The sequence below is a fragment of the Calothrix sp. NIES-2100 genome (assembly GCF_963875285.1).
GTDB lineage: Bacteria > Cyanobacteriota > Cyanobacteriia > Cyanobacteriales > Nostocaceae > Aulosira.
In genome coordinates, this window is sequence record NZ_CAWNLA010000001.1 from 1298888 (window position 1) to 1321404 (window position 22517).

Genomic DNA, 22517 nt, shown 5'->3' on the forward strand with positions numbered 1-22517 from the left:
ATCCCCCCTGACGCTGGGATTGCTTCCCTACACTCCGTTCCGATCGCAATGACAATATACCCCTTGCGTAAGTCCTATAAAGATGTATTTTGGGTGTTTTTTTGACTTTTAATCACTTTACCTGGACTCACAAAAGACACACCTTGTTGGAATTCAGTCGCAATCATTACGGCTTCTACTATCGGTTCAGAAATTACTTTTTGGGATACCCACTCTACAATAAAATTTGCTCCTAAACCGCCACTTTTATCTGTTCTATTTACGAAGAAATCTGTTGAAGCTAAAGCATTCAATTGAATCGGGCGGTCTAAATACTGCTTAATTAATTTACCATTTGAATCATAGTAACGCACAGCAGTAATAATCATCGGATTGATTAAATCTGTATTTCTAATACTCAGGGTAGCTGCTAAATCTAAAATTTGCCGCTCATCGTTATGATAGATATGGGAATATATAGGTACATAAATAGTTTGACCCATTGCTATTTGAAAATTTTTATCCAGAGTCACCACTTGTTGAGATGATTTTGCCTGGGGATTTTGAGATTCTGGCTTTGGTGAATTTTTTAATGATGTACAAGATACTAAAAAAATCAAAGCAGCAATTATTAAATAAAAACGTAAGTACAGCTTCATGAGAAGGATGAAGGATGAATTAAGTAACGTGGGAGAAATCTACTAAACTATTTACTTTGCATAAATAGAACTTAAATCTTTACCAATGACAAATGACAAAGGACAAATGACAAATTTTTACTTACAGCCTTGGATGAAATCTATCATTTGACGCAATGATCCTGGTTTGGTGACAATCAGCACCGTTGAACCTGGTTCTAATACTGTACTTCCATTAGGAATATTTAAGTCTTCATGGGGATGGGGTTGATAACCAATAATTAGAGAACCGGTAGGAAAGCGTGAATCCTGAGCAATTTCGGCAATGCTACGATTAACGACATAGCAATTTTTAGGAATTGAAAGTTTTAAAACTTCAATTTGTCCTTGCTCAAAATGCATCATTGATTCTACTTGCGGATATTCGATCGCATTCACCATTGTGGAAACTGCTAGTTCAACTGTGCCGATAATATGATTAGCGCCAGCTAATTTAAAAGGTTCCATGAAATCGGCATGACGCATCCGAGTGACAATGTGGGGGACTCCATAATGTTTGGCGAGAGTTACCATCGCTAAGTTCAAAGCATCACTTCGCAGCATAGCCGCTAAAGCGTCGGCTTTACGGATTCCTGCTTCTAATAAAACTTGCGTACTGACGGCGCTACCTTCAAAAGCCATTGCTCCTACTTGTTCCCGTGCATAGCGACAAGCATTAGGATCAATGTCAATGACAGCTACGGTGTGTCCTAGTTCTACCAATTTCTGCGCCAAGCTTAGTCCGACTAAACCAGATCCACCTATTAGCACGTACATGGCTGCTTTTTGATAATGTTCGACTTTTACTTTAACGTGAGTAAATAAGCTCTGCGCTTTTTCGGTTGCAACAGTTACCCATCATTTTCGACAATTGCCCCAAGTAGAGATGTGATAGCCCTTTCAATCCGTTCCCATCCAGCTGGTGAACTGAAATCAATTCCTAAGAATGTATCGCTGACTTTGGTTCGCATAACTAGATAAACAATTCCCGCAATCAAAACTGCACTGATAGCAGGGATATCTTGATCTGGGGGGAAGGAATGCTTTTGCTGGAGAAATTCCAAACTTTCAATCGCCATTTGATCGCGTACTGTTGCTAACTCATGGGTTAACTCATTGCCTTGGAGTAACTCCCAACGCATAATCTCTTGGGTGATGGGACGTTCTTGCAAGTCATGCATAAAGCGTGTCAGTAACAATACCATCCAGTCAGCCAGGGATTCGGCATCTACGGCGGTTTCATCTCCAATTAATTCTTCAACTGTCATCCAATAGTTGCCTTCCTTGGCAAAAGTATGTAGCAGGGAGGGCAGATTCTCAAAATATCGATAAATCAAAACTTTATCTACTCCAGCTTCACGGGCGATCGCATTTACCCCTAGTTGCTTAAAGCCTGATTCTGCCAATAGTTTACCAACTGCTGCCAGAATTCGTGCTTTCGTTTCTTGTTTGTCTCGCGCCATGAATTGTTCTCAGTTACTTGTCACCACCTGGTGACTATGATACTTTGTCACTAGGTGGTGACAAAAAAAAGGACTAAAAATGCAAAGACTTTCCTTTGAGTTAGAGGTGTATTCCTTCCACATTGATTTTATTGGTCATGTAAACAATAGTATTTATATTCAATGGATGGAAGTTGGACGGACAAAACTATTGGAAGCTATAGGAATGCCAACACACAAAATCTTTGAGCAAGGTTTTGCTCCAGTTTTGGTTCAAACAAACATCACTTACAAAACACCGTTATATTTGGGCGAACTTGTGCAAGTTTCTATGTGGATTTCGGAACTGAAGAATGCCTCAGCAATTATGCAGTTTTGTTTCCATAACAGCCAGAAAATATTAGCAGCAGAGGCATGGCAGAAAGGATTGTTTGTGGATAGAGAAACAATGCGCCCAAGGCGGTTGCGTCCAGAAGAACGGTCTTTGTTCTTGCCTTATGTGCATTCAAAAAATGATGCTCAAGATAGTAACTCATTGATTGGTACGCCATCATGAGCAGTTTTTAAAGCTTTATTGATTTACTATTTTTTCCATTCCCCAAAAAATCAAATTGGGTTCTATAGTTAAACGTGGTGCGATCGCTGGATACAAAACTTGGAGATAGTTGAATAGGATTGTGCGATCGCCTCCTTTAATCGCCATCTTGCCCTCAGGGTATAATTGCCACCATGCCTCAATAAAATCTTTGATTCCAGCGATAATTGTATAAATTACACCGCTTTGAATCGCTTGGGCGGTATTTAAAGCGAAGCGTGGCGGAAGAGATGCCATAGATTGTGTGTCTACTAGGGGTAATTGTCCGGTTTTTTGCCCCAAAGTCGCAAATTGCAAGCCTAATCCTGGTAAAATCGCCCCCCCAAGCAAACACTCTTTAGCATCCGCAGCTGTAAATGTCAGTGCTGTTCCCGCATCAATTACCAACATGGGAAATCCCCAAGTTTTACCAGCACCCCATAAAGCCAAGGCGCGATCAATTCCTAATGTGGGATAGATATTTTTGAGGGGTATTTGCTCTAAGGTGATTACCTGAACATTGGGATAAGTTTGCCAAAGTGCTGTTTGGCTAGGAACTACGGAGGCGATGGTGAGGGGGAGGGGACGCGGGGACGCGAGGACGCGGGGACGCGGTAATGTAGGGAAAACTTCTGGTGGTAAATCAGCTAGGGTTTGAGATTGTGCTAACTGCTGGATGACTGACTCTGGTAAATATTCGGTGTCCCAGGTATAGTCAAGCCTTGCGCTGAGAAATAGCGCCCAATGTAGCCGAGAATTGCCAATTTCCAATGCCAACCAAATATTGTCTGTTTTGCTCACTTGTTCCCCCAGCACCCATATAAATCTGCTTTTCCCATACTTCGACCCTTCGACAGGCTCAGGGCATCGCTTCGCTCAGTACAAGTTCCCCATGCCCCATGCCCCATGCCCAATTCCCCATGCCCCAATTTAAATTTCTTAAGTTATCTATAGTTTTTTTAATAAAAATTAACAATCAACCCGTGTCAAAATAAAGTTAGAGGAAAATATACTCATTTTGTCAAGGAGGGGAGTTATGGTAGCGCTCACCGAAAGAACTGAAAAAAGGCTAACCATTCAGACTGTGGATATTGCTGAAGATACTACAGCAATTCGCTCTTTGGACTGGGATCGCGATCGCTTCGATATTGAATTTGGTCTGCAAAACGGTACAACCTACAACTCATTTCTGATTCGCGGTGAGCAGACCGTGTTAGTTGATACCTCCCACGAAAAGTTTCGTCAGTTGTATTTTGATACGGTCACAGGACTGATTAATCCTACAGAAATTGATTATTTAATTGTCAGTCACACGGAGCCAGACCACAGCGGATTGGTGAAAGATTTGCTACAAATGGCTCCAGAAATTACTGTTGTCGCTTCAAAAGTAGCGATTCAATTTCTGGAAGATTTGGTACATCAACCGTTTAAGCGCCGGATTGTGAAAAATGGCGATCGCTTAGATATTGGTAACGGTCATGAATTTGAATTCGTCATCGCCCCAAATCTCCACTGGCCTGATACTATCTTCAGTTTCGACCATAAAACCCAAATTCTCTACACCTGCGACGCTTTCGGGTTGCACTATTGCACCGAAAGCACTTTTGATGACGATTTAAAAGCGATTGAACCTGATTTTAAATATTACTACGAATGCTTGATGGGGCCGAATGCGCGGTCAGTGCTGTCAGCCTTGAAGCGGATGGGCGAACTCCCAGAAGTAAAAATGATTGGTACTGGTCATGGGCCGTTACTTTATCACAACGTTGCTAAACTCACCGGACTTTACCGGAGTTGGAGTCAGACACAAGCCAAGCCAGAAACAGTAGTAGGAATATTTTACGTTTCTGAATATGGCTATAGCGATCGCCTAGCCCAAGCAATTGCTAATGGTATCAACAAAGTTGGGGTAGCTGTAGAATCGGTAGACTTGAGTTCAGGCATTGATTTACAAGAACTGCGGGAATTGGTAGGGCGTTGTGCGGGATTGGTTGTAGGTGTCCCACCAGTTTCTAGTTCTGCTAATACTCAAGCCGCCCTCAGCACTGTTTTAGGATCTGCCAAAGAAAAACAAGCCATCGGTATATTTGAAACTGGTGGTGGCGATGATGAACCGATAGATCCTTTAGTCAGTAAATTTCGTAACTTAGGGCTGACAACAGTTTTCCCCGCAATTCGGATTAAACAAACCCCAAGTGAAAACACTTACAAACTGTGTGAAGAAGCAGGTACAGACTTAGCTCAGTGGGTAACACGCGATCGCAGTATTAAAGCGATGAAATCTCTGAGTGCTGACTTAGATAAAGCCCTCGGTAGACTTAGCGGCGGTTTATATATCATCACCGCCAAAAAAGGTGATGTGAAGAGTGCGATGTTAGCCTCTTGGGTAGCCCAAGCCAGCTTCAAACCCCTAGGCTTTTCCATAGCAGTCGCCAAGGATCGGGCGATTGAATCACTCATGCAAGTAGGCGATCGCTTTGTCCTTAATGTCTTAGAAGAAGGCAATTATCAGCCACTCATGAAGCACTTTTTAAAGCGGTTCGCCCCTGGTGCAGATCGCTTTGAAGGCGTGAAAACTCAGCCAGCGGAAAACGGCGCACCGATTCTCATCGATGCCCTTGCATATATTGAGTGTGAAGTCAAGAGCCGGATGGATTGCGGCGATCACTGGGCAGTATACAGCACCGTCTACGCCGGACGAGTTTCTAAACCAGAAGCCTTGACTGCTGTGCATCATCGGAAAGTTGGTAACCATTACTAGGGACTAGGGGCTAGGGGTTAGGGGCTAGGGGTTAGGGGCTAGGGGGAAATATGCCCAATGCCCTATTCCCCATTTCCCATTCCCCATTCCCCATTTCCCATTTCCCATTCCCCATTCCCCATTCTGCTATGTCTATAAATAAACCTCGTGACGTTCAAGTTTACCCGATAGCTACAGATACCACAGTATTGCGATCGCGCAGTTGGTCAAGGTTAAGGTTTGAAATTGAATATGCTTTAGCCAAGGGTACAACAGCTAATTCTTATGTAATTCAAGGTGATAAACTCGCCCTGGTTGATCCACCTGGAGAAACTTTTACGCAAATTTACTTAGATGCTTTGCAGCAAAGATTTGATGTCAAAGCCATTGAGTATGTCATTTTGGGTCATGTCAACCCCAACCGCGCCGCTACTTTAAAGGCTTTGCTGGAAGTCGCACCGCAAATTACCTTTGTCTGTTCTAATCCAGGGGCGATCAATTTACGTGGGGCGCTAGAAAACCCAGATTTATCAATTCTGGTGATGCGGGGGGACGAAACCCTTGATTTAGGTAAGGGTCATGATTTGCAATTCATTCCTACCCCCAACCCCCGCTATGCAGATCTACTCTGCACCTATGATCCCCAAACGGAAATTCTCTATACAGATAAGTTCTTTGGGGCGCATATTTGTGGTGATCAGGTTTTTGATGAAGGTTGGGAATCAATTAACGAAGACCGCCGCTATTATTTTGATTGCTTGATGGCTCCCCATGCGCGTCAAGTAGAAACAGCCTTAGATAAACTTGCTGATTTTCCAGCGAGAATTTACGCCACTGGACACGGGCCTTTGGTACGTTACGGGCTGATTGAACTTACCAAAGCTTACCGGGAATGGAGTCAGCAACAAACCTCAGCCGACTTGACAGTGGCTTTAATTTATGCATCAGCCTATGGAAATACAGCCACCTTAGCCCAAGCGATCGCCCGTGGCATCACTAAAGCTGGTGTGGCTGTAGAATCAATTAATTGTGAATTCACAGATCCAGAAGATATCCGGGCGGCTGTTGAGAAATCCGCTGGCTTTGTCATCGGTTCGCCTACCCTGGGAGGACATGCACCTACACCCGTACAAACAGCTTTAGGTATTGTCCTCGCCACTGCTACGAATAATAAACTTGCTGGTGTATTCGGTTCCTTTGGTTGGAGTGGTGAAGCCGTTGATTTAATTGAAGGTAAACTCAAAGACGCTGGCTATCGCTTTGGTTTTGACACCATCCGTGTTAAATTCAAACCCAACGATAGCACCTTGCAACTGTGTGAAGAAGCTGGAACCGACTTTGCGCAAGCATTGAAGAAATCGAGAAAAGTGCGATCGCAAAGTGTTCCCGCCACTACTGTAGAACAAGCTGTCGGTCGAATTGTCGGTTCTCTATGCGTTCTCACATCAAAGCAAGAGGATATATCCAGTGCGATGTTAGCCTCTTGGGTTGCTCAAGCCAGCTTTAGTCCTCCTGGTTTAACCATAGCCGTTGCTAAAGACCGTGCTGTAGAAACTTTGATGCACACAGGAAATAAATTTGTCCTGAATATCCTCAAAGAAGGAAATCATTTAGGCTTGATGAAGCACTTCCTTAAACCCTTTGGCCCAGCGCAAGATAGATTTGCTGATGTCGCCACTCAAGAAGCCGAAAACGGTTCTCCTATTCTCAATGATGCTTTAGCATATTTAGAGTGTTCTGTCAATAATCGGATGGAATCCGGCGATCATTGGCTGGTTTATGCGACTGTCGAGAATGGGAAAGTGCTAAATCAAGATGGTGTCACAGCCGTACATCATCGTAAATCGGGGACTCATTATTAATGAAACGTGAGTTCGACGAACCTGTCCCTGTCTTGAACTAAAGTTCAAGTCTGTCCCTCTGGGAGTCGGAGAGGGACGGTTTTGCGTAGTAAAACCAGGGAGAGGTCTTTTTATTGAGCCAATTAGACGGACAGTATATCAGGTCAGGACTTACGCACAAGTAACGGAAAAACAAACCGCAGAGGACGCAGCGAAAAGTCTGAGCGGAGGAAACCTCCAATCAGAACTTTTCAAGACAGAGTACACGGAGAAATAAGAGTTTGAGAGTTTTTTTGCGTAAGTCCTATCAGGTGTCGAATTCACGTTAATGAAGGGTATTTTGTCCGCCGCGAGTGGAAAGCGGTGAAACGTAGACGCAAAGCGGCTTAAGGTAGGGAAGCAATCGCCAGATTTTGGGAATTGCTTCCCTACAGTCGTAATGACGGTTATTTGAACGGAGATGATCTCAGATCTCCCATCCACCAACAGCATCCCACGAGGAGAGGGAGGTTGGGTGGGCGAGGTCGAAATTTTGAGATAAAAAATGCTCAAGCATTGCTACTTGAGCCTAGGTAAAATTTAATTAAGTTGATAGATCTGAATAATCGGGCAAATTAAAGCTTAATTTTCGATCAAAATAACTTAATAGCGACCGCGGCCACCACCACCACCACCGCTATAGCCACCACGATTTCCACCAAAGGAACCTTTATTTTCCTTGGGCTTCGCCTTGTTGACTTTCAAATCCCGTCCCATCCACTCAGCACCATCAAGCGCTTCAATGGCCGCTGTTTCTTCAGCGTCTGAACTCATTTCCACGAAAGCAAAGCCGCGTACACGGCCTGTTTCACGATCGGTAGGTATTTGAACACGTTTTACAGAACCATATTCTGCGAAAACCGCAGTCAATGCGTCTTCTGTAACGTTGTAAGAAAGATTACCTACGTATACTGACATACCATGTCTCCAAAATCATAAATGTGTAGAGATTTAGATTTCGGAGAGAGTCTGAAAATACCAAAAGGAAAAAGCCTGTCAATACTAACAAAAACCACTATCACCGAATTAATTCTCATCTTTTAATAATGATATATCAACTTTCTGTGAAAACAAACTTTTAATGGCATAGGTATAAATGAAATTTAATTGACGTAGGGTAGTCAATAGTCAAGAGTCATTAATCAATTAGTCATTGGTCATTGGGCATGGGGCATTGGTAAGAAAACTCCCCACACTTCCTCATCTCCCTCGTCCCCCTTACCCCCCAGCCCCGATGTCAAATTTAACAAACCCTGCGGGAAGTCCCCCGGTGGAGGAACGTCCCCTTGGTGATGAAAGCAGGGAGGGAGTCTTGATTTCCACATGAGTATATGGGAAAATACTTATGGTTGTTGACCCACCCACACGACTCACAACAAACGGCCACAGTAGCGGTAGTACGCTTGCCTAGACTAAGAGCGTGAGAAAGGGGGAAAGACCTCGGTCACTGGTTCGCATGATTGCGCTCTGCGGTAAAAGATCAGCCATACACAGGTGTACGTAAAAGTAATCAAACTGTCTGCGGGAGGCGGACGGCTGCGCGGGTTCTCCCCATGAGGAGATAAACGGGGCTTTCCCGAGAGACGCTGTGTAAGACCAAATTGTACTCGTACAAAGCGGCAACGGCGAACGAGACGCGAAGCCCCAGACGTAGCGCAAGCGGAGTCTGTGGGTACTTCACCTCTCTAATCTGTTCTCTAAATACTGACCAATCATCAACTGTTCACCAGCACGAGAGATAATAGTCTGGCGGGTGCGGTATTTAGAGCCAATCAGCTTTAACTCTTCCTCAAAGACTGAGCCGTTGTACTCTGTTCGTAAACACAGTGTTTTGGGATTGGGAAAATAATATTCGGCGGTAACTGGTTTGGTAGTGGCAAAACCGCGATCGCGATACAAAATGTTTCCTAAAGCACCAAATAAAGTCGAACCTTGAGATTCTTCTCTTTTGGTGATGGAATCTGTACTCTCCCAAGTCACTTCGGCACCACAGGTTAAATTGACTGAATTTGGTAAGTCATGCAACTGAGCCAGTTGTTGCAGTTCTTCGCATCCCTGTTCTAAAAACCTAATGGCGATCGCACTCACTATTTCCTTCGTAGTTCCTGACGATAGGGTGTAATAACGCCGTTGCGATCGCCATTTGCCCACTGATTCCTGAAAAAATTCTGTAATCTGTGTTTCTTGGGCGGTTTTCGCCAGTATTAATGGTGATGTCACTGCTCTTCTTCCTCAATCACAATATATAGATAGTCATAGATAGTTTGGCGTTGAAACTGAGTACATTACATCTGCCCCAAATACCAAATTTCTTTACTATTTTTAATCTAAACTAGATATTGAAACTATTACTGATAGTTTGGCTACCATGCCAAACATTGAAATCAGCTGTCACGCATTTAAGTTGCACGTTTTTTCCTGATGGCTGTTAATTGTTGACGGTTGACAGTTAACGGTCAGCGATCAACGAACTTCATCAGCGACTGTGCAATTTAAAAGCCTAATAGCTGAGAAAGTTAATTCTGTCTCTAGATAGAAGCCAAAACAGAGAAAAGTACTTTTGTCGTTTTTATCAGCCTTATACCTTGCGGCAGAGTTTAGAAAAGCTAAAAATACGTATACTAATCTTTACAATTGACTGATGACAAAATTCTCTGTAATGCTCTAGCAGTAAAGTGTTGAGATTTTTCTGATTCTATTTGAGAAAAACCATGACTTTTTATACTCGAACATTTTTTAGAGAAAACTTAAACTTGTTAAACAAACTTGTCAGAAAAACTGCTTAGGAAACGGCTGAGTTAGCCCAAAGCCGCCCTAATTAGGAGTCAAAGCAATGTTTGTGGACAGAAATAAGCCGCAGAATCTGTTGAAAATGCCAAATACCATAGCTGCATCTCAGATAATTAACTCACGCTTAGATAACAAAGATCATCAAGAAAATAGGTGGAGGTTTCCCCATATTTTCAGATCGCAGTCTAATTTAGTCATCGCTTGTTTTCTAGGCTTTGGCTTGATGACAGCGAGTTGTGCTTCATCTCCAAAAGAATCAGCTGATGCCCAGTCTCAAGGGCCTAGTACAGTTAGACAAGGGGGTGGTGCAACACCTGTAGATGTGGCGATCGCCCGCACAGAGATTTTGCAAAAACAACCGGAGTATACAGGTACTACGATCCCATTCCGTACAGTGTCATTGCGATCGCAAGTTGAAGGGCGGCTATTAGGACTGAATGTTGATGTCGGAGATAGAGTTAAACAAGGGCAAAACATCGGACAGTTAGACGATGTGCTGCTGTTAACAGACTTAAAGCAAGCCGAAGCAGAATTAGCTTCCCTGAAATCAGAAGTAGCAAGAGCTACAAATCAGGTAAGTAATGCCCGTGCCCAAGTAGAAAGCGCGCGCTTAGAATTGGTGCAAGCCCAAGCAGATTCCCAACGCCAACAGCAGCTAGTCAAACAAGGTGCGATCGCGGAACAAACTGCCCAACAAGCCCGCACTCAAGCCCAAACAGCCGCCCAAGCCCTACGCTCTGCTACCGAACAAGTGGGTACAGAACAGCAAGCCGTCGCCGCTGCCCAAGGTAGAGTAGTCGCCCAACAAGCAGTAGTCGCCCAAGCCAAAGAACGTCGCTCATATACCCGCTTGACATCTCCCATCACTGGTGTCGTTACAGAGAAGGTAACAGAACCGGGCAATTTGCTCCAAGCAGGCGGTGAAGTCTTGAAAATTGGTGATTTTAACCGCGTCAAAGTCGTAGTGCAAATTTCCGAATTAGAACTAGCACAAATCAAAATTGGGCAATCTGTGCAAGTGCGTTTAGATGCCTATCCTAATCAAACAATCACAGGAAGCGTCATCCGCATTTCTCCAGCTGCCGACGCCACAGCCCGCTTGATACCAGTGGAAGTAGTGATTCCCAACAGTGGCGGTAATATCGGTAGCGGACTTTTAGCACGAGTTAATTTTGCCACCCAGACAGCACAGAAAGTAGTAGTTCCACAAACAGCTATTCAGAAAGAAGCCAGAAATAAAGGCTCTTCCCAGCCCACAGCCAGTAAAGAACAGTCAGATGAGCAAACTGGGACTTTATTCGTAGTCACAGATAACGAAGGTAAAGCAAAGGTAACAGCCCGTTCTGTAGTTTTAGGAAAAAGGGCTGATGCAAAAGTCGAAATTTTATCTGGCTTGCAACCAGGCGATCGCTATGTTGTTCGCAGTGGTAAACCGCTAAAAGATGGAGACGCAGTGCGTCTTTCAATTATTTCAGAAAAATCTTAGTCCACCCCAACGGGGAATCAACAGTAATTTTTGAAAAATAAATTAGAAAGATGCAGCAGGTAAAAAACGGCAGCGGTTTTAGTATCAGCGCTATCTCCATCCGCCAACACATCGGCACACTTATGCTGACTCTGGCAGTGATAGTGTTAGGTGTATTTTTTGTCTTAAAACTACCAGTAGATTTACTGCCATCAATTACCTATCCCCGCATTGGGGTGCGGATACAAGCTCCCGGTATCTCTCCAGATGTAGCAGTTGATGAAGTCACCAAGCCTTTAGAAGAAGCCTTTTCTGCCACTGAGGGAGTTCTACAGGTTTTTTCCCAAACTCGTGAGGGACAAGTCAGTTTAGATTTGTTTTTCCAACCAGGGGGAAATATTGACCAAGCCTTGAATGATGCAACAGCGGCTTTTAACAGAGCCAGAAGCACCTTACCAGATACTATTGAAGAACCGCGCTTATTTAAAGTAGATCCTTCTCAATTACCTGTTTATGAATTTGCATTAACCTCACCATCCTTAACAGGAGTTGATTTGCGGGTTTTTGCCGAAGAAGAATTAGCCCGTGAACTCGGTGTTGTCCCAGGAGTCGCCGGGGTAGATGTATCGGGAGGAGTCCAAGAAGAAGTCAGGGTTAATATTGATTTAGACCGATTGCAAGCCTTGGGTGTAGGTTTAACCGATGTCTTAGATGAACTCAGAGACCGTAATGTAGATGTATCTGGCGGTCGGATTTTGGGGCAAAATTCGGAACCTTTAACCCGTACTGTTGGGCGGTTCCAAAATGCTAATGAAATCAGTAATTTATCCTTTGAGGTAGCCTCTACTCCGACTGCTAACTCAGCCACCAATTCCCAAACTACATCTCCTGTGCGCCGCGTCTATTTGCGGGACTTTGCCGAAGTTATTGATGGCTCAGAACTACAACGGGTTTACGTTCTACTCAATGGGGAAGAAGCGGTAAAAGTCAGCATTCAAAAGCAGCCAGATGCAAACACCATTGGCGTTGTTGATGGTGTGAAAAAACGTTTAGAAGAACTGCGAAAATCTGGTGTTGTTCCTGAAGGGACAGTTCTCACACCTACCCTAGATGAATCACGGTTTATCCGGAATTCTATTTCCAATGTTACCAGTTCCGGTTTAATTGGAACAGCATTGGCCGCGATCGCAGTTTTACTATTTCTTGGTTCCCTCAGACAAACTTTTATTATCGTTCTGGCTATTCCTCTAGCAACTCTCGCGGCGATTATCTTGATGGGAATGTTTGGCTTATCCCTCAACGTTTTCAGCTTGGGTGGTTTGGCGCTAGGTGTAGGGATTGTGGTTGATAACTCCATCGTCATGCTAGAGAACATCGCCGAGGGTGCGGGAATGACTCCGGGTAAAGATACCAAAACCCGCTTGAGTCAAAGTCAACTAATTTCCCAAGCTGAACAAAGTAGTCAAGAAGTAGAATCAGCCCTAGTTGCTTCCACCAGTACAAACTTGGTAGCCGTATTACCATTTTTGCTGATTGGTGGCTTTATCGCCTTATTATTTAATGAATTAATTCTCACCATTACCTTTTCCGTCGCCGCTTCAATTTTAATTGCAGTCACCGTTGTCCCCATGCTCGCCTCGCGAATGCTAGCATGGCGATTTTCCAGTAGATTGAGCGAATTTTGGCTATTAAAACAATTTAATCGCCGTTTTGAGGCTGCTACAGGCGGATATGGTCGGTTTTTAGCTGGGATATTACGCTGGCGGTTAGTTACAGTCGCCCTAGCACTGCTCCTTTTCGGCGGTGGTAGTTTGTGGATGGCTCCCCAAATTCCCCAAGAAATTCTTCCCCGCATCAATACCGGACAAGCTAACTTAAACGCCCAATTTCCGCCCGGTACTCCCTTAGAAACCAATCAAAAAGTCATGAATGCGGTGAACGATATTCTCCGCAAGCAACCAGAAACCGAATATGTATTCTCTACAATTGGTGGTGCGCTCTTTGGCAACACTACTAATGCTAACCCCCTCAGAGGCACTAGCAACATTACTCTCAAACAGGGTACTGATGTAGAAGCTTATGTAGAAAGAGTGACGCAGCAATTTAACAAGCTGAATTTAGCAGGAATTCGCCTACGCCTGTCCCCTGGACAAGTCAGAGGTTTAATTCTCAACAACTCTCCGGTACGGGGTGCTGACGTTGATTTGATTCTTCAGGGAAATAACACAGACACATTGCAACAAGCAGGTCGTCAAGTATTAGCAGCCTTAGAAGAGCAAGCCACCTTAGCCAGATTCCGTCCTGACGCTGATGACCGTCAACCTGAAATTCAAATTCTTCCAGACTGGGAGAGAGTTTCCGCTTTGGGCTTAACCACCACAGAGATTGGCGAAACAATCCAGACCGCACTTGAAGGCAGTATACCAACTCAGCTACAACGTGGCAACCGTTTAGTAGATGTTCGGGTGCAGTTAGATGAAGCATCAGTGCAAGCAGCTTCTCAATTAGAAAGGTTACCTTTGTTTGTCGATAATAATCGCCAAATCCGCTTGAGTGATGTTGCCAAAATAGTTGAAGCTCAAGCACCTGGGGAGGTACAGCGAATTAACCAGCGTCAAGTCTTCTTAATTGCAGGAAATTTAGCAGAGGGAGCTAGCTTAAGTAATGCTTTAGCACAAGTAAATACAGTAGTCAATAGTTTAGATTTGCCAGAGGGCGTGAGCTTATTACCAAGTTCAGCAGCCGAATCCAACCAACAACTCCAAAGTTCATTACAGCTGTTAGGAGGATTAGCAGCCTTTTTAGTCTTTGTCGTGATGGCGGTGCAATACAATTCTCTCGTTGACCCTCTGGTAATCATGTTTACTATCCCCCTAGCTTTAGCTGGGGGTATTTTCGGACTTTACATCACCAAAACAGCCATAGGTGCCACCGTGATAGTTGGTGCAGTGTTGTTGGTAGGTATAGTAGTTAACAATGCCATCATCATGGTAGAACTGGCAAATCAAATTTTAGAACGGGAAGAAGTTGACCGGAAAACAGCGATTTTAAAAGCAGCACCCCAACGGTTGCGTCCAGTATTAATGACCACAATTACCACAGTCTTGGGTATGTTTCCCCTAGCTTTGGGAATTGGTGAAGGTTCAGAATTTTTGCAACCATTAGGTGTCGTAGTATTTTCTGGTTTGTCATTAGCAACAGTGCTGACTCTGTTTATTATTCCCTGCTTTTACACACTGCTCCATGATATTTTCGATTGGGGTTGGACAAAGCCAATTTTCCTGAGACTGCGTTTATTGAGGAAAAACTTTTCCTAAATCTAATTAGGACTTGTTGAAAAAGAAACACTTTAGGGTGGGTTATGGCTGAAGCCATAACCCACTATTTTATCTGACTTGATAAATAATCTCTCAGAGGTTGTTTGAAAATTTTTTGGCTGTGATTTTAAGCACTGCTTGATCCCCCCTGCCCCCCCTTTTTAAGGGGGGAAAAACCTCTTAAAGTCCCCCTTTTTAAGGGGGATTTAGGGGGATCTAAAACATTTTGCTACCAACGACAGGACTTTTCAAAAATCCTCTCAGGACTTTAGTCCTGACTAAGAATTGATCACCCATCAGATAACACCAACTTTTGCAGACGAGCATTAGAGCGATTTAAACGGCGTGATAGTACAGCACTCAGCAACAGCCACCAAGCCACAGGCGAAAAAATCGCTGGATATACCATCGAGAAAAATACCTTAATTTGTTTCTGCTGCAATGCCACAATAGACCAATGTAGCGTGACATAATTTCTGGTATTCTGAAGCTGAGGAATATAAGATCGATGCTTTTGATCAACTAAAGCGTAAATCTTCTCCTTCATCAAAATGTTTGTCTCTAACCGTTTAAAAAGAGAGAACTTTTGATTATAAGCACCAGGCCAGACTGTACGGTAAGCAAGGCATTGATTCAAGAAAATAGCATCGCCAAATTGAGCAATCCGAATCCAAGAATCAATGTCATCACAATTAGCATCAAGTTGAGAATCCCAGCCACCAGATTGTAAGAAAGCATTCCGTGAACAAGCTACTTGCACAGGTGTACCAAAAGGTACAAGTTCCAAGAGCATACCGTAATGAATATCAGCTTGGGGAATATACAAAGCTAACCCTGTCCCAAATTTGGGGGTACGGCTGAGTTCGACACCATGACTATCTACCTGCGCCGCAATACAAGAACAGATAACAGCACCAGGATGGAGTGAAATAGCCTTTACCATCTCTTCTAGACAATTGGGAGCTAGGTAATCATCATCATCCAAAAACTTAATCCAGTCACCGCTCGCTTTTTCCACACCAGCATTTACCGTAGCCGCATGACCTTTATTTACCTCATTGCGATGGTAAACAACAGATTTACCTAAACTTTTGACATAAGTTTCAGTTTCATCAGACGAACAGTCATCAGCAACAACAACCTCACAAGGAATCGTTTGGTTGAGAGCTGATTCAATTGCCCGCTTTAGTAAGTTTAATCGATTATAAGTAGTGATAACGACACTAAATTTCATATTTTGTGGGTAGTCAGTGGTCAGTAGTTAGTGGTCAATAGTATAAAAATAACTACTACTCCCTTCCTTGTCCGTCCGTCATTTCATCGATTTATCAATAGCTGTAACGCGAATTATCAAGGCTTTACCCTTAGTTCCTCACTTAAGAAGAGAGCGAAGAGCAAGAAAAAACACCCAACCCTATTTTCAATGACTGCGATTACATAGAAAATCCCACAAATAAACATAAAAATCTCTCTTCCCACCCCATGCCCCATGCCCCATGCCCCTTGTCCCACCACAAGCCCAATGCCCAATGCCCCATGCCCAAAAAAAATCACTGGACTCTCAGGGTGGAATGGATTTATTATTGATGATCGTGAGTTTTTTAAAGCAAATAGGCAATGAACGCTCAAGAGATCATCCGTTCCATTGAAGCGGAACAACTAAAATCGAATCTGCCCGACATTTATGTGGGCGATACAGTCAAAGTCGGCGTAAAGATTAAAGAAGGTGATAAATACCGCGTCCAACCTTATGAAGGCGTAGTCATTGCCAAACGTAATGGCGGTATCAATGAGACAATTACAGTACGTCGCGTATTTCAAGGCGTTGGCGTTGAACGGGTATTTCTGTTACATTCTCCTCGGATTGATAGCATTAAAGTCATGCGCCGTGGTAAGGTACGCCGTGCTAAACTGTACTATCTCCGTCAACGTGTGGGTAAAGCCACCCGGATCAAGCAACGCTTTGATCGCGCTTTGTAATTTACAATTACTATGGCAGAGGTGAGAATCAAAAAGCGGCAGATGCCGCTAACTTGCATTCTAAACAAAAGTAAGATATGATTAGATCCGGAATTGCGTTAAACTAATAAAAGAGTTCAACGCAATCACTGAATCCAAGACAGCTTGTGCGCTCTTAGTTCAGTTGGTAGAACGCAGGTCTCCAAAACCTGATGTCGGGGGTTCAAGTCCTCCAGGGCGCGCTCAAAAGCAAAAACACTGCCCGAAATATCAATACAGCTGCTAACATAGCAGCTAGTAATGGTGATTTCGGGTATAATTATTTTGCAGCTTTTTTGCTTCCAGATTTAAGTTGGGATTGAGTCAAGCTGTAAACCTGAATCAAAATTAGCAGCTGATAGCTGTAGATAAAACGGGGGGATAAACGGCTGTGGCCAAAAAAAATGAAGCGGAAATCCCAGAAAATACAAATGGGTCAGCCCTAGCTAACTTTTTTCAAGGAACCAAAGAAGAACTTGAGAAAGTTGTCTGGCCTAGTAGGAAACAACTGGTGAGCGAATCAGCAGCTGTTTTACTAATGGTGACATTGTCCGCATCTTTGATATATTTGGTCGATGGATTGTTTGGGTGGGCAGCAAAACAGGTGTTCTGATGACTTTTGCAACAGACGAACCAAGAGACCAGACGTTGCAGTCAGAGGAAGCCGCAGAAGCAGCGCTCAAAGAAGCACGGTGGTATGCGGTGCAAGTAGCCTCAGGCTGTGAGAAACGCGTCAAGACCAACTTGGAGCAGCGTATTCAAACTTTTGATGTGGCTGATAAAATTATCCAAGTTGAAATTCCGCACACACCAGCGGTGAAAATCCGTAAAGATGGCAGTCGCCAAACTACAGAGGAAAAAGTATTCCCTGGTTATGTATTGGTGCGAATGATCATGAATGATGATACATGGCAGGTAGTGCGCAACACCTCCCATGTAATTAATTTTGTGGGAGCAGAACAAAAACGTGGCACCGGTAAAGGTCGTGGTCACGTCAAGCCAGTACCCCTAGGTCATTCAGAAGTTGAGCGCATCTTTAAACAGACCAGCGAACAGGAGCCAGTCCTGAAAATTGACATGGCGACTGGTGATAAGATAGTTGTGCTTTCTGGGCCGTTTAAAGACTTTGAAGGTGAGGTAATTGAAGTTTCTCCAGAGCGGAGTAAGCTCAAAGCCTTGCTATCTATTTTTGGACGAGATACACCAGTAGAGTTGGAATTTAATCAGGTAGAGAAACAGAGCTAAATAAAAATGGCAAAGAAAGTAGTAGCGGTCATTAAACTGGCCCTGAATGCTGGAAAAGCCAACCCAGCACCGCCTGTAGGCCCTGCTTTGGGTCAACATGGCGTTAACATCATGATGTTCTGCAAAGAGTACAACGCCAAAACAGCAGACCAAGCTGGGATGGTAATCCCTGTAGAAATTTCGGTGTTTGAAGACCGGAGTTTTACATTTGTACTCAAGACCCCACCCGCATCAGTACTGATTCGCAAGGCGGCGAAAATTGAGCGTGGCTCCAATGAACCCAACAAAAAGAAAGTTGGGAAGATTACGAGAGCGCAATTACAAGAGATAGCTCAAACTAAACTACCCGACCTCAACGCCAACGATATCGAAGCGGCGATGAAGATTGTGGAAGGTACTGCCAAGAATATGGGCGTAACTATAGCAGATTAGTCAAGAGTCAAGAGTCAATAGTCATTAGTAAAAATACAAATGACAAATGACAAATGACAAATGACCAATGATAAAAATTTATCGGGGGAGAGGCGAAGCTTCGGAATTACCCCAGGAGACAAGAATGGCAAAAAAAATATCACGCCGCTTGCAGGCATTGCAAGCAAAAGTAGAAGATAGAGATTATGCACCCTTAGAGGCGCTAGCCCTGCTGAAAGAAACAGCAACAGCAAAATTTGCGGAAGCCGTTGAAGCGCATATTCGCTTAGGCATTGATCCAAAGTATACAGACCAGCAATTGCGGACAACTGTAGCACTGCCAAAAGGTACAGGACAAGAAGTACGTGTGGCAGTCATTGCTAGAGGTGAAAAAGTTAACGAAGCAAGTAATGCTGGTGCGGATGTCGTTGGTTCAGAAGAGCTAATTGACGAAATCCAAAAAGGCAGAATGGACTTTGACAAGCTCATTGCGACACCAGATGTCATGCCACAGGTAGCGAAGCTGGGTAAATTGCTTGGGCCTAGAGGCTTGATGCCATCACCCAAAGGTGGTACTGTAACATTTGACATAGCAAGTGCGATCGCAGAATTCAAAGCTGGTAAATTAGAATTCCGTGCTGACCGGACAGGCATTGTCCATGTTATGTTTGGTAAGGCATCCTTCTCGCCAGAAGATTTATTAATCAACCTAAAGGCGTTGCAAGAGACAATTGACCGTAATCGTCCTTCAGGAGCCAAAGGTCGTTATTGGCGGACAGTATATGTGTCTTCCACAATGGGGCCATCTATTAAAGTCGATATCAGTGCCCTCAGGGATTTGAAACTGACCGAAGCAGCCTAATTTTTGTCATTAGTCATTTGTAAAAGCAAAGGACAAAAGACAAAAAACAAAATTAATAAACAAAGCCGGAGACAGCAGGAGCCTATGGCTTAATATCCTGCCGAGGTTAAACTCTAAATTGCCTAAAGTACCACCCGTAATGCAGTGATTACTATGGCAGCAAGAGTCTTGCTACTAAACCCCGGCGATAAAAGCTGGGGTTTATTGTTTGGATTGGTCAGAACAAAACGCACAAGTAGGGAAAATCGATGATTTAGCCCTAGGAGGTGAAATAAAGATGGGTAGAACGCTAGAAAATAAACAAGAGATAGTAGCTGACCTCAAAGAAACTTTGAGTGTGTCAACTCTGGCACTGGTAATTGATTACCAGGGTTTAACTGTTGCTGAAATCAGCGACTTAAGGCGGCGCTTACGTCCAAGTGGCACTGTCTGTAAGGTAACAAAGAATACCCTGATGGGTATTGCCATTCAAGATCAAGAACAATGGCAACCACTGTCAGAACTGCTCAAAGGGTCTTCTGCCTTTTTGCTAGTTAAAGACGATTTTTCTTCGGCAATTAAGGCTTACCAAGATTTCCAAAAAGCCACCAAGAAGACAGAACTTCGCGGCGGTGTGATGGAAGGTCGCCTGCTGAAAGAACCCGATGTCAAGGCTTTAGGAGACTTGCCATCTAAGGAACAACTCATGGGTCAAATTGCTGGAGCCATCAACGCTTTGGCGACCAAGATTGCTGTGGGTATCAACGAAGTTCCTGGTTCACTGGCGCGTGCTTTGCAAGCTGTGGCTGATGCAGAAAAAGGCGATAGTGCCGAAAGTGCTGGCGAATAGACACTCAACAGTCAACAGTCAACAGTAATGACTATTGACAAATAACTAAATCAAACATCATAGGAGTTATATCAATGTCTGCTACAACCGATAACATTTTGGAACAATTGAAATCTTTGACTTTGCTGGAAGCTGCTGAATTAGTTAAGCAGATTGAAGAAGCTTTTGGCGTAAGTGCAGCTGCACCTGTTGGTGTGGCGATCGCAGCTCCTGGTGTTGCTGCTGTTGCTGAACCAGTAGAAGAGCAAACCGAGTTCGACGTAATTCTCGAATCTGTTCCCGCTGACAAGAAGATTGCTGTACTGAAGATTGTCCGCGAAATCACTGGTTTGGGTTTGAAAGAAGCTAAAGATTTGGTAGAAGCGGCTCCCAAGTCAGTTAAGGAAGGTCTAGCTAAAGATGCTGCTGAAGATGCTAAGAAGCGCATCGAAGAAGCTGGCGGTAAGGTAACAGTTAAGTAATCAAGTTTTCATTACCTGTTGTTGATTTAGGAGCCTGAATTTGGCTCCTTTTTTTATCATTGTCAAAAAAAACTCGCCCAAAATGAAGGACGAGGTTCATCAGCAGTATGCCCGCTTGACACTCCCCTCGGCTAAAGCTGAGGGGATTCTAGGTTCAATGATTCGCCGTTAGACGGACACGATAAGTAAGTAGGCGGAAATAAACACAACGATGTTAAGGAGTCGTGTAAAAATAAGTTGAACAATTTAATATTTGTAGTGCGGGCCGAAAAGCCCGCGCGAGCAAGATGCTCGCACTACTTATTTTTACTTGATGCCTAAGTAGGTCAACCAAAAAAAAACGTAAAATGTCATTGCGTTCGCGTTGGCGTAAGCGTTGCGGTAGCGACGTAGGAGCGTCAGCCGACGCACCAGAAGCGTCTCGTAGAGAGGAGGAACGACGAAGCAATACCAGTCTTTGCGATTGCTTCGTTCCTCGCAATGACAAAACATATTATATTTATTTAGGTTGACCTACTTACCAAAGGTAAACACGCTTGAAACCTTTACCAATGACCAATGACAAATGACGACCCCAGCCAGTTATCTTTAATTACTCCGACCTACTTATTATTAATTTTCTAAGCCCAAATCCGACCTCGACGAAATGGTTTTTCTGGCTCAGATTGATTTGCTTTATCCTTAGCCATTTGTTGCCACCAGAATCCATAGTCCTCAAGACCGGTTGATAATAAATGACTTTGAATTTCTTGGTTTTTATCGGCAGATGGAGCAGTTGTATCTGTTTCTGTTTTTGGGGTAGCTTTCTTTTCTTTAGACATATTAGTGGTAACTCCTAATTTTGAATTAGTGATATTAGTAATTGGTAATTGAGATTTTACCCAATTATTAATATTAATGATACCGTGGTTTGCATTAGCAGTATGGTCATAAGCTGTATTACCATCGCCTTCATTTAAGCGCCAGTAACCAATCAATCCTGACTCGTTACCAGTTAAATATTTGTTCGTATTTTGTTGGATTTGTTGTTGGCTAAGAGCTACAGACCAGATGCGGACTTCAGCAATTTTTCCCAGAAACGGATAGGTTTCATTATTATCTTTGTAAGTTCCAATCAATAAATCATTTTCTGGTTCGTAATCGATGAGAGAGTCAGCTATTGCTTTAGTAGCCTTTTTTTCTCCATCAATATAGACAATCATTTGCTGACCGTCATAAGTGCCAGCAATATGATGCCATTGATTTAGTTTTATAGAGTCAAGATTACTACTAAGATACTGGATGCGTTTTGAGCCAGTTTTCAGGGCGAAAAATATGCCACTTTTGCCATCGAGAAGCAGACCATATCCACTTTGTGTTGTGGTTGTATCAAAAACATTAGAAACAATACCCGTTCGTCGCCGTTGGTTTTGACAATAAATCCAAGCTTCTAGAGTAATTTCCTTCGCAATTTTAAATTCTGGCTTTTTACCTAAATTAATCCAATTGTGTTGTCCATCAAACGCAATAACAGACTCCCAAGATTTTTTTGGCTCTGTCATGTTAAACCTGACGATATTACATAAAGCCTAAACTAGTTAAAATTTGCGACAGCCGCAGTGAGCAGAAGTTTTAAATTGCTGATAACTTCTGTGCTGAAATGCTGGGGGGTCATTGTAGTTAGCACCATGTAATAAATCCATGCGAATGCTAACTAAATCTTCGATTCTACCGTGAATTACATCAACTGCTCGATGGGGATATATAATATCGGGTCTTTTAACTGGTGCTGAAAGTACTGGTAATCTCATGTTGTTTTGTTTTGAAAAGTAAAGGGAAGTGGGGTGTGGAGAGATGGGGAAAATGAG

At 43.5% G+C, this 22517-nt stretch carries 22 protein-coding genes, 1 tRNA gene and 1 other annotated feature; of the genes, 14 read left to right on the forward strand and 9 right to left on the reverse strand.

The features are described 5' to 3' along the window. Positions 1-74: 74 nt before the first annotated feature. From AACU32_RS05360 to AACU32_RS05370, 3 genes are all read right to left on the reverse strand, one after another. Positions 75-638 (reverse strand): DUF3124 domain-containing protein, encoded by a 564-nt coding sequence (locus AACU32_RS05360; RefSeq protein ID WP_096598549.1) that lies wholly within the window; start codon positions 636-638, stop codon positions 75-77. 117 nt (positions 639-755) lie between these two features. Then, on the reverse strand, positions 756-1433 hold the full coding sequence (locus AACU32_RS05365; protein WP_096598551.1) for a potassium channel family protein: 678 nt from the start codon (positions 1431-1433) through the stop codon (positions 756-758). A gap of 74 nt (positions 1434-1507) precedes the next feature. Then, entirely contained in the window at positions 1508-2119 is a 612-nt protein-coding gene (locus tag AACU32_RS05370) for a TetR/AcrR family transcriptional regulator (RefSeq protein WP_096598553.1), read from the reverse strand. Between the two features lie 79 nt (positions 2120-2198). Between AACU32_RS05370 and AACU32_RS05375 the strand changes: the two genes are divergently transcribed. Then, positions 2199-2654: an acyl-CoA thioesterase gene (locus AACU32_RS05375; RefSeq protein ID WP_096598555.1), complete on the forward strand. Its 456-nt coding sequence runs from the start codon at positions 2199-2201 to the stop codon at positions 2652-2654. A 15-nt stretch (positions 2655-2669) separates the two neighbouring features. Here the strand turns inward: AACU32_RS05375 and AACU32_RS05380 are convergent, their stop codons facing one another. Next, positions 2670-3473, reverse strand: coding sequence for a pantothenate kinase (locus tag AACU32_RS05380; RefSeq protein ID WP_445223161.1), 804 nt, complete (start codon positions 3471-3473; stop codon positions 2670-2672). 235 nt (positions 3474-3708) lie between these two features. Between AACU32_RS05380 and AACU32_RS05385 the strand changes: the two genes are divergently transcribed. Continuing rightward, the gene (locus AACU32_RS05385; protein WP_096598557.1) at positions 3709-5433 is read left to right on the forward strand and encodes a diflavin flavoprotein; all 1725 of its coding nucleotides are present in this window, start codon (positions 3709-3711) and stop codon (positions 5431-5433) included. 128 nt (positions 5434-5561) lie between these two features. After that, a complete protein-coding gene (locus AACU32_RS05390; RefSeq protein ID WP_096598559.1) occupies positions 5562-7274 on the forward strand; it encodes a diflavin flavoprotein in 1713 nt (570 codons plus the stop codon). 621 nt (positions 7275-7895) lie between these two features. Here the strand turns inward: AACU32_RS05390 and AACU32_RS05395 are convergent. Beyond that, on the reverse strand, positions 7896-8210 hold the full coding sequence (locus tag AACU32_RS05395; protein WP_096598561.1) for an RNA recognition motif domain-containing protein: 315 nt from the start codon (positions 8208-8210) through the stop codon (positions 7896-7898). 759 nt (positions 8211-8969) lie between these two features. Further along, positions 8970-9512, reverse strand: coding sequence for a phycobiliprotein lyase (locus AACU32_RS05400; protein WP_096598563.1), 543 nt, complete (start codon positions 9510-9512; stop codon positions 8970-8972). Between the two features lie 613 nt (positions 9513-10125). Here AACU32_RS05400 and AACU32_RS05405 point away from each other — a divergent pair. Both AACU32_RS05405 and AACU32_RS05410 read left to right on the forward strand, forming a co-directional pair. Next, complete coding sequence (locus tag AACU32_RS05405) at positions 10126-11568, forward strand: efflux RND transporter periplasmic adaptor subunit (RefSeq protein ID WP_339377530.1); 1443 nt, start codon at positions 10126-10128, stop codon at positions 11566-11568. A gap of 50 nt (positions 11569-11618) precedes the next feature. Continuing rightward, positions 11619-14864 (forward strand): efflux RND transporter permease subunit, encoded by a 3246-nt coding sequence (locus AACU32_RS05410; RefSeq protein WP_096598567.1) that lies wholly within the window; start codon positions 11619-11621, stop codon positions 14862-14864. A 289-nt stretch (positions 14865-15153) separates the two neighbouring features. On the opposite strand, the gene AACU32_RS05415 is transcribed toward AACU32_RS05410, so the two are convergent. Further along, complete coding sequence (locus tag AACU32_RS05415) at positions 15154-16098, reverse strand: glycosyltransferase family 2 protein (protein ID WP_096598569.1); 945 nt, start codon at positions 16096-16098, stop codon at positions 15154-15156. A gap of 383 nt (positions 16099-16481) precedes the next feature. On the opposite strand from AACU32_RS05415, the gene rplS reads away from it, so the two are divergent. The 9 genes from rplS to AACU32_RS05460 all read left to right on the forward strand — a co-directional run bounded on the left by rplS (position 16482) and on the right by AACU32_RS05460 (position 21182). Then, positions 16482-16844, forward strand: a complete 363-nt coding sequence (gene rplS, locus AACU32_RS05420; protein ID WP_096598573.1) for a 50S ribosomal protein L19 — start codon at positions 16482-16484, stop codon at positions 16842-16844. 148 nt (positions 16845-16992) lie between these two features. Then, positions 16993-17065 (forward strand) — tRNA-Trp (locus AACU32_RS05425). Positions 17066-17253: 188 nt separating this feature from the next. Beyond that, complete coding sequence (secE, locus tag AACU32_RS05430; RefSeq protein ID WP_096598575.1) at positions 17254-17475, forward strand: preprotein translocase subunit SecE; 222 nt, start codon at positions 17254-17256, stop codon at positions 17473-17475. Further along, a complete protein-coding gene (gene nusG, locus AACU32_RS05435) occupies positions 17475-18107 on the forward strand; it encodes a transcription termination/antitermination protein NusG (protein ID WP_096598577.1) in 633 nt (210 codons plus the stop codon). The genes secE and nusG overlap by 1 nt, the downstream gene beginning before the upstream one ends. A gap of 6 nt (positions 18108-18113) precedes the next feature. Continuing rightward, the gene (rplK, locus tag AACU32_RS05440) at positions 18114-18539 is read left to right on the forward strand and encodes a 50S ribosomal protein L11 (protein ID WP_015128148.1); all 426 of its coding nucleotides are present in this window, start codon (positions 18114-18116) and stop codon (positions 18537-18539) included. Between the two features lie 124 nt (positions 18540-18663). Continuing rightward, a complete protein-coding gene (rplA, locus tag AACU32_RS05445) occupies positions 18664-19380 on the forward strand; it encodes a 50S ribosomal protein L1 (RefSeq protein WP_096607868.1) in 717 nt (238 codons plus the stop codon). Between the two features lie 47 nt (positions 19381-19427). After that, positions 19428-19595, forward strand: a sequence feature (ribosomal protein L10 leader region). A gap of 62 nt (positions 19596-19657) precedes the next feature. After that, positions 19658-20209 (forward strand): 50S ribosomal protein L10, encoded by a 552-nt coding sequence (gene rplJ, locus AACU32_RS05450; protein ID WP_096607869.1) that lies wholly within the window; start codon positions 19658-19660, stop codon positions 20207-20209. A gap of 74 nt (positions 20210-20283) precedes the next feature. Further along, entirely contained in the window at positions 20284-20670 is a 387-nt protein-coding gene (gene rplL / locus AACU32_RS05455; protein WP_096598579.1) for a 50S ribosomal protein L7/L12, read from the forward strand. Positions 20671-21017: 347 nt separating this feature from the next. Next, positions 21018-21182, forward strand: coding sequence for a hypothetical protein (locus tag AACU32_RS05460; RefSeq protein ID WP_339377531.1), 165 nt, complete (start codon positions 21018-21020; stop codon positions 21180-21182). A gap of 108 nt (positions 21183-21290) precedes the next feature. Here the strand turns inward: AACU32_RS05460 and AACU32_RS05465 are convergent, their stop codons facing one another. Further along, a complete protein-coding gene (locus AACU32_RS05465; protein WP_096598581.1) occupies positions 21291-22211 on the reverse strand; it encodes a LamG-like jellyroll fold domain-containing protein in 921 nt (306 codons plus the stop codon). 36 nt (positions 22212-22247) lie between these two features. Next, the gene (locus AACU32_RS05470) at positions 22248-22460 is read right to left on the reverse strand and encodes a cyanobactin biosynthesis system PatB/AcyB/McaB family protein (RefSeq protein ID WP_096598583.1); all 213 of its coding nucleotides are present in this window, start codon (positions 22458-22460) and stop codon (positions 22248-22250) included. Positions 22461-22517: the final 57 nt, after the last annotated feature.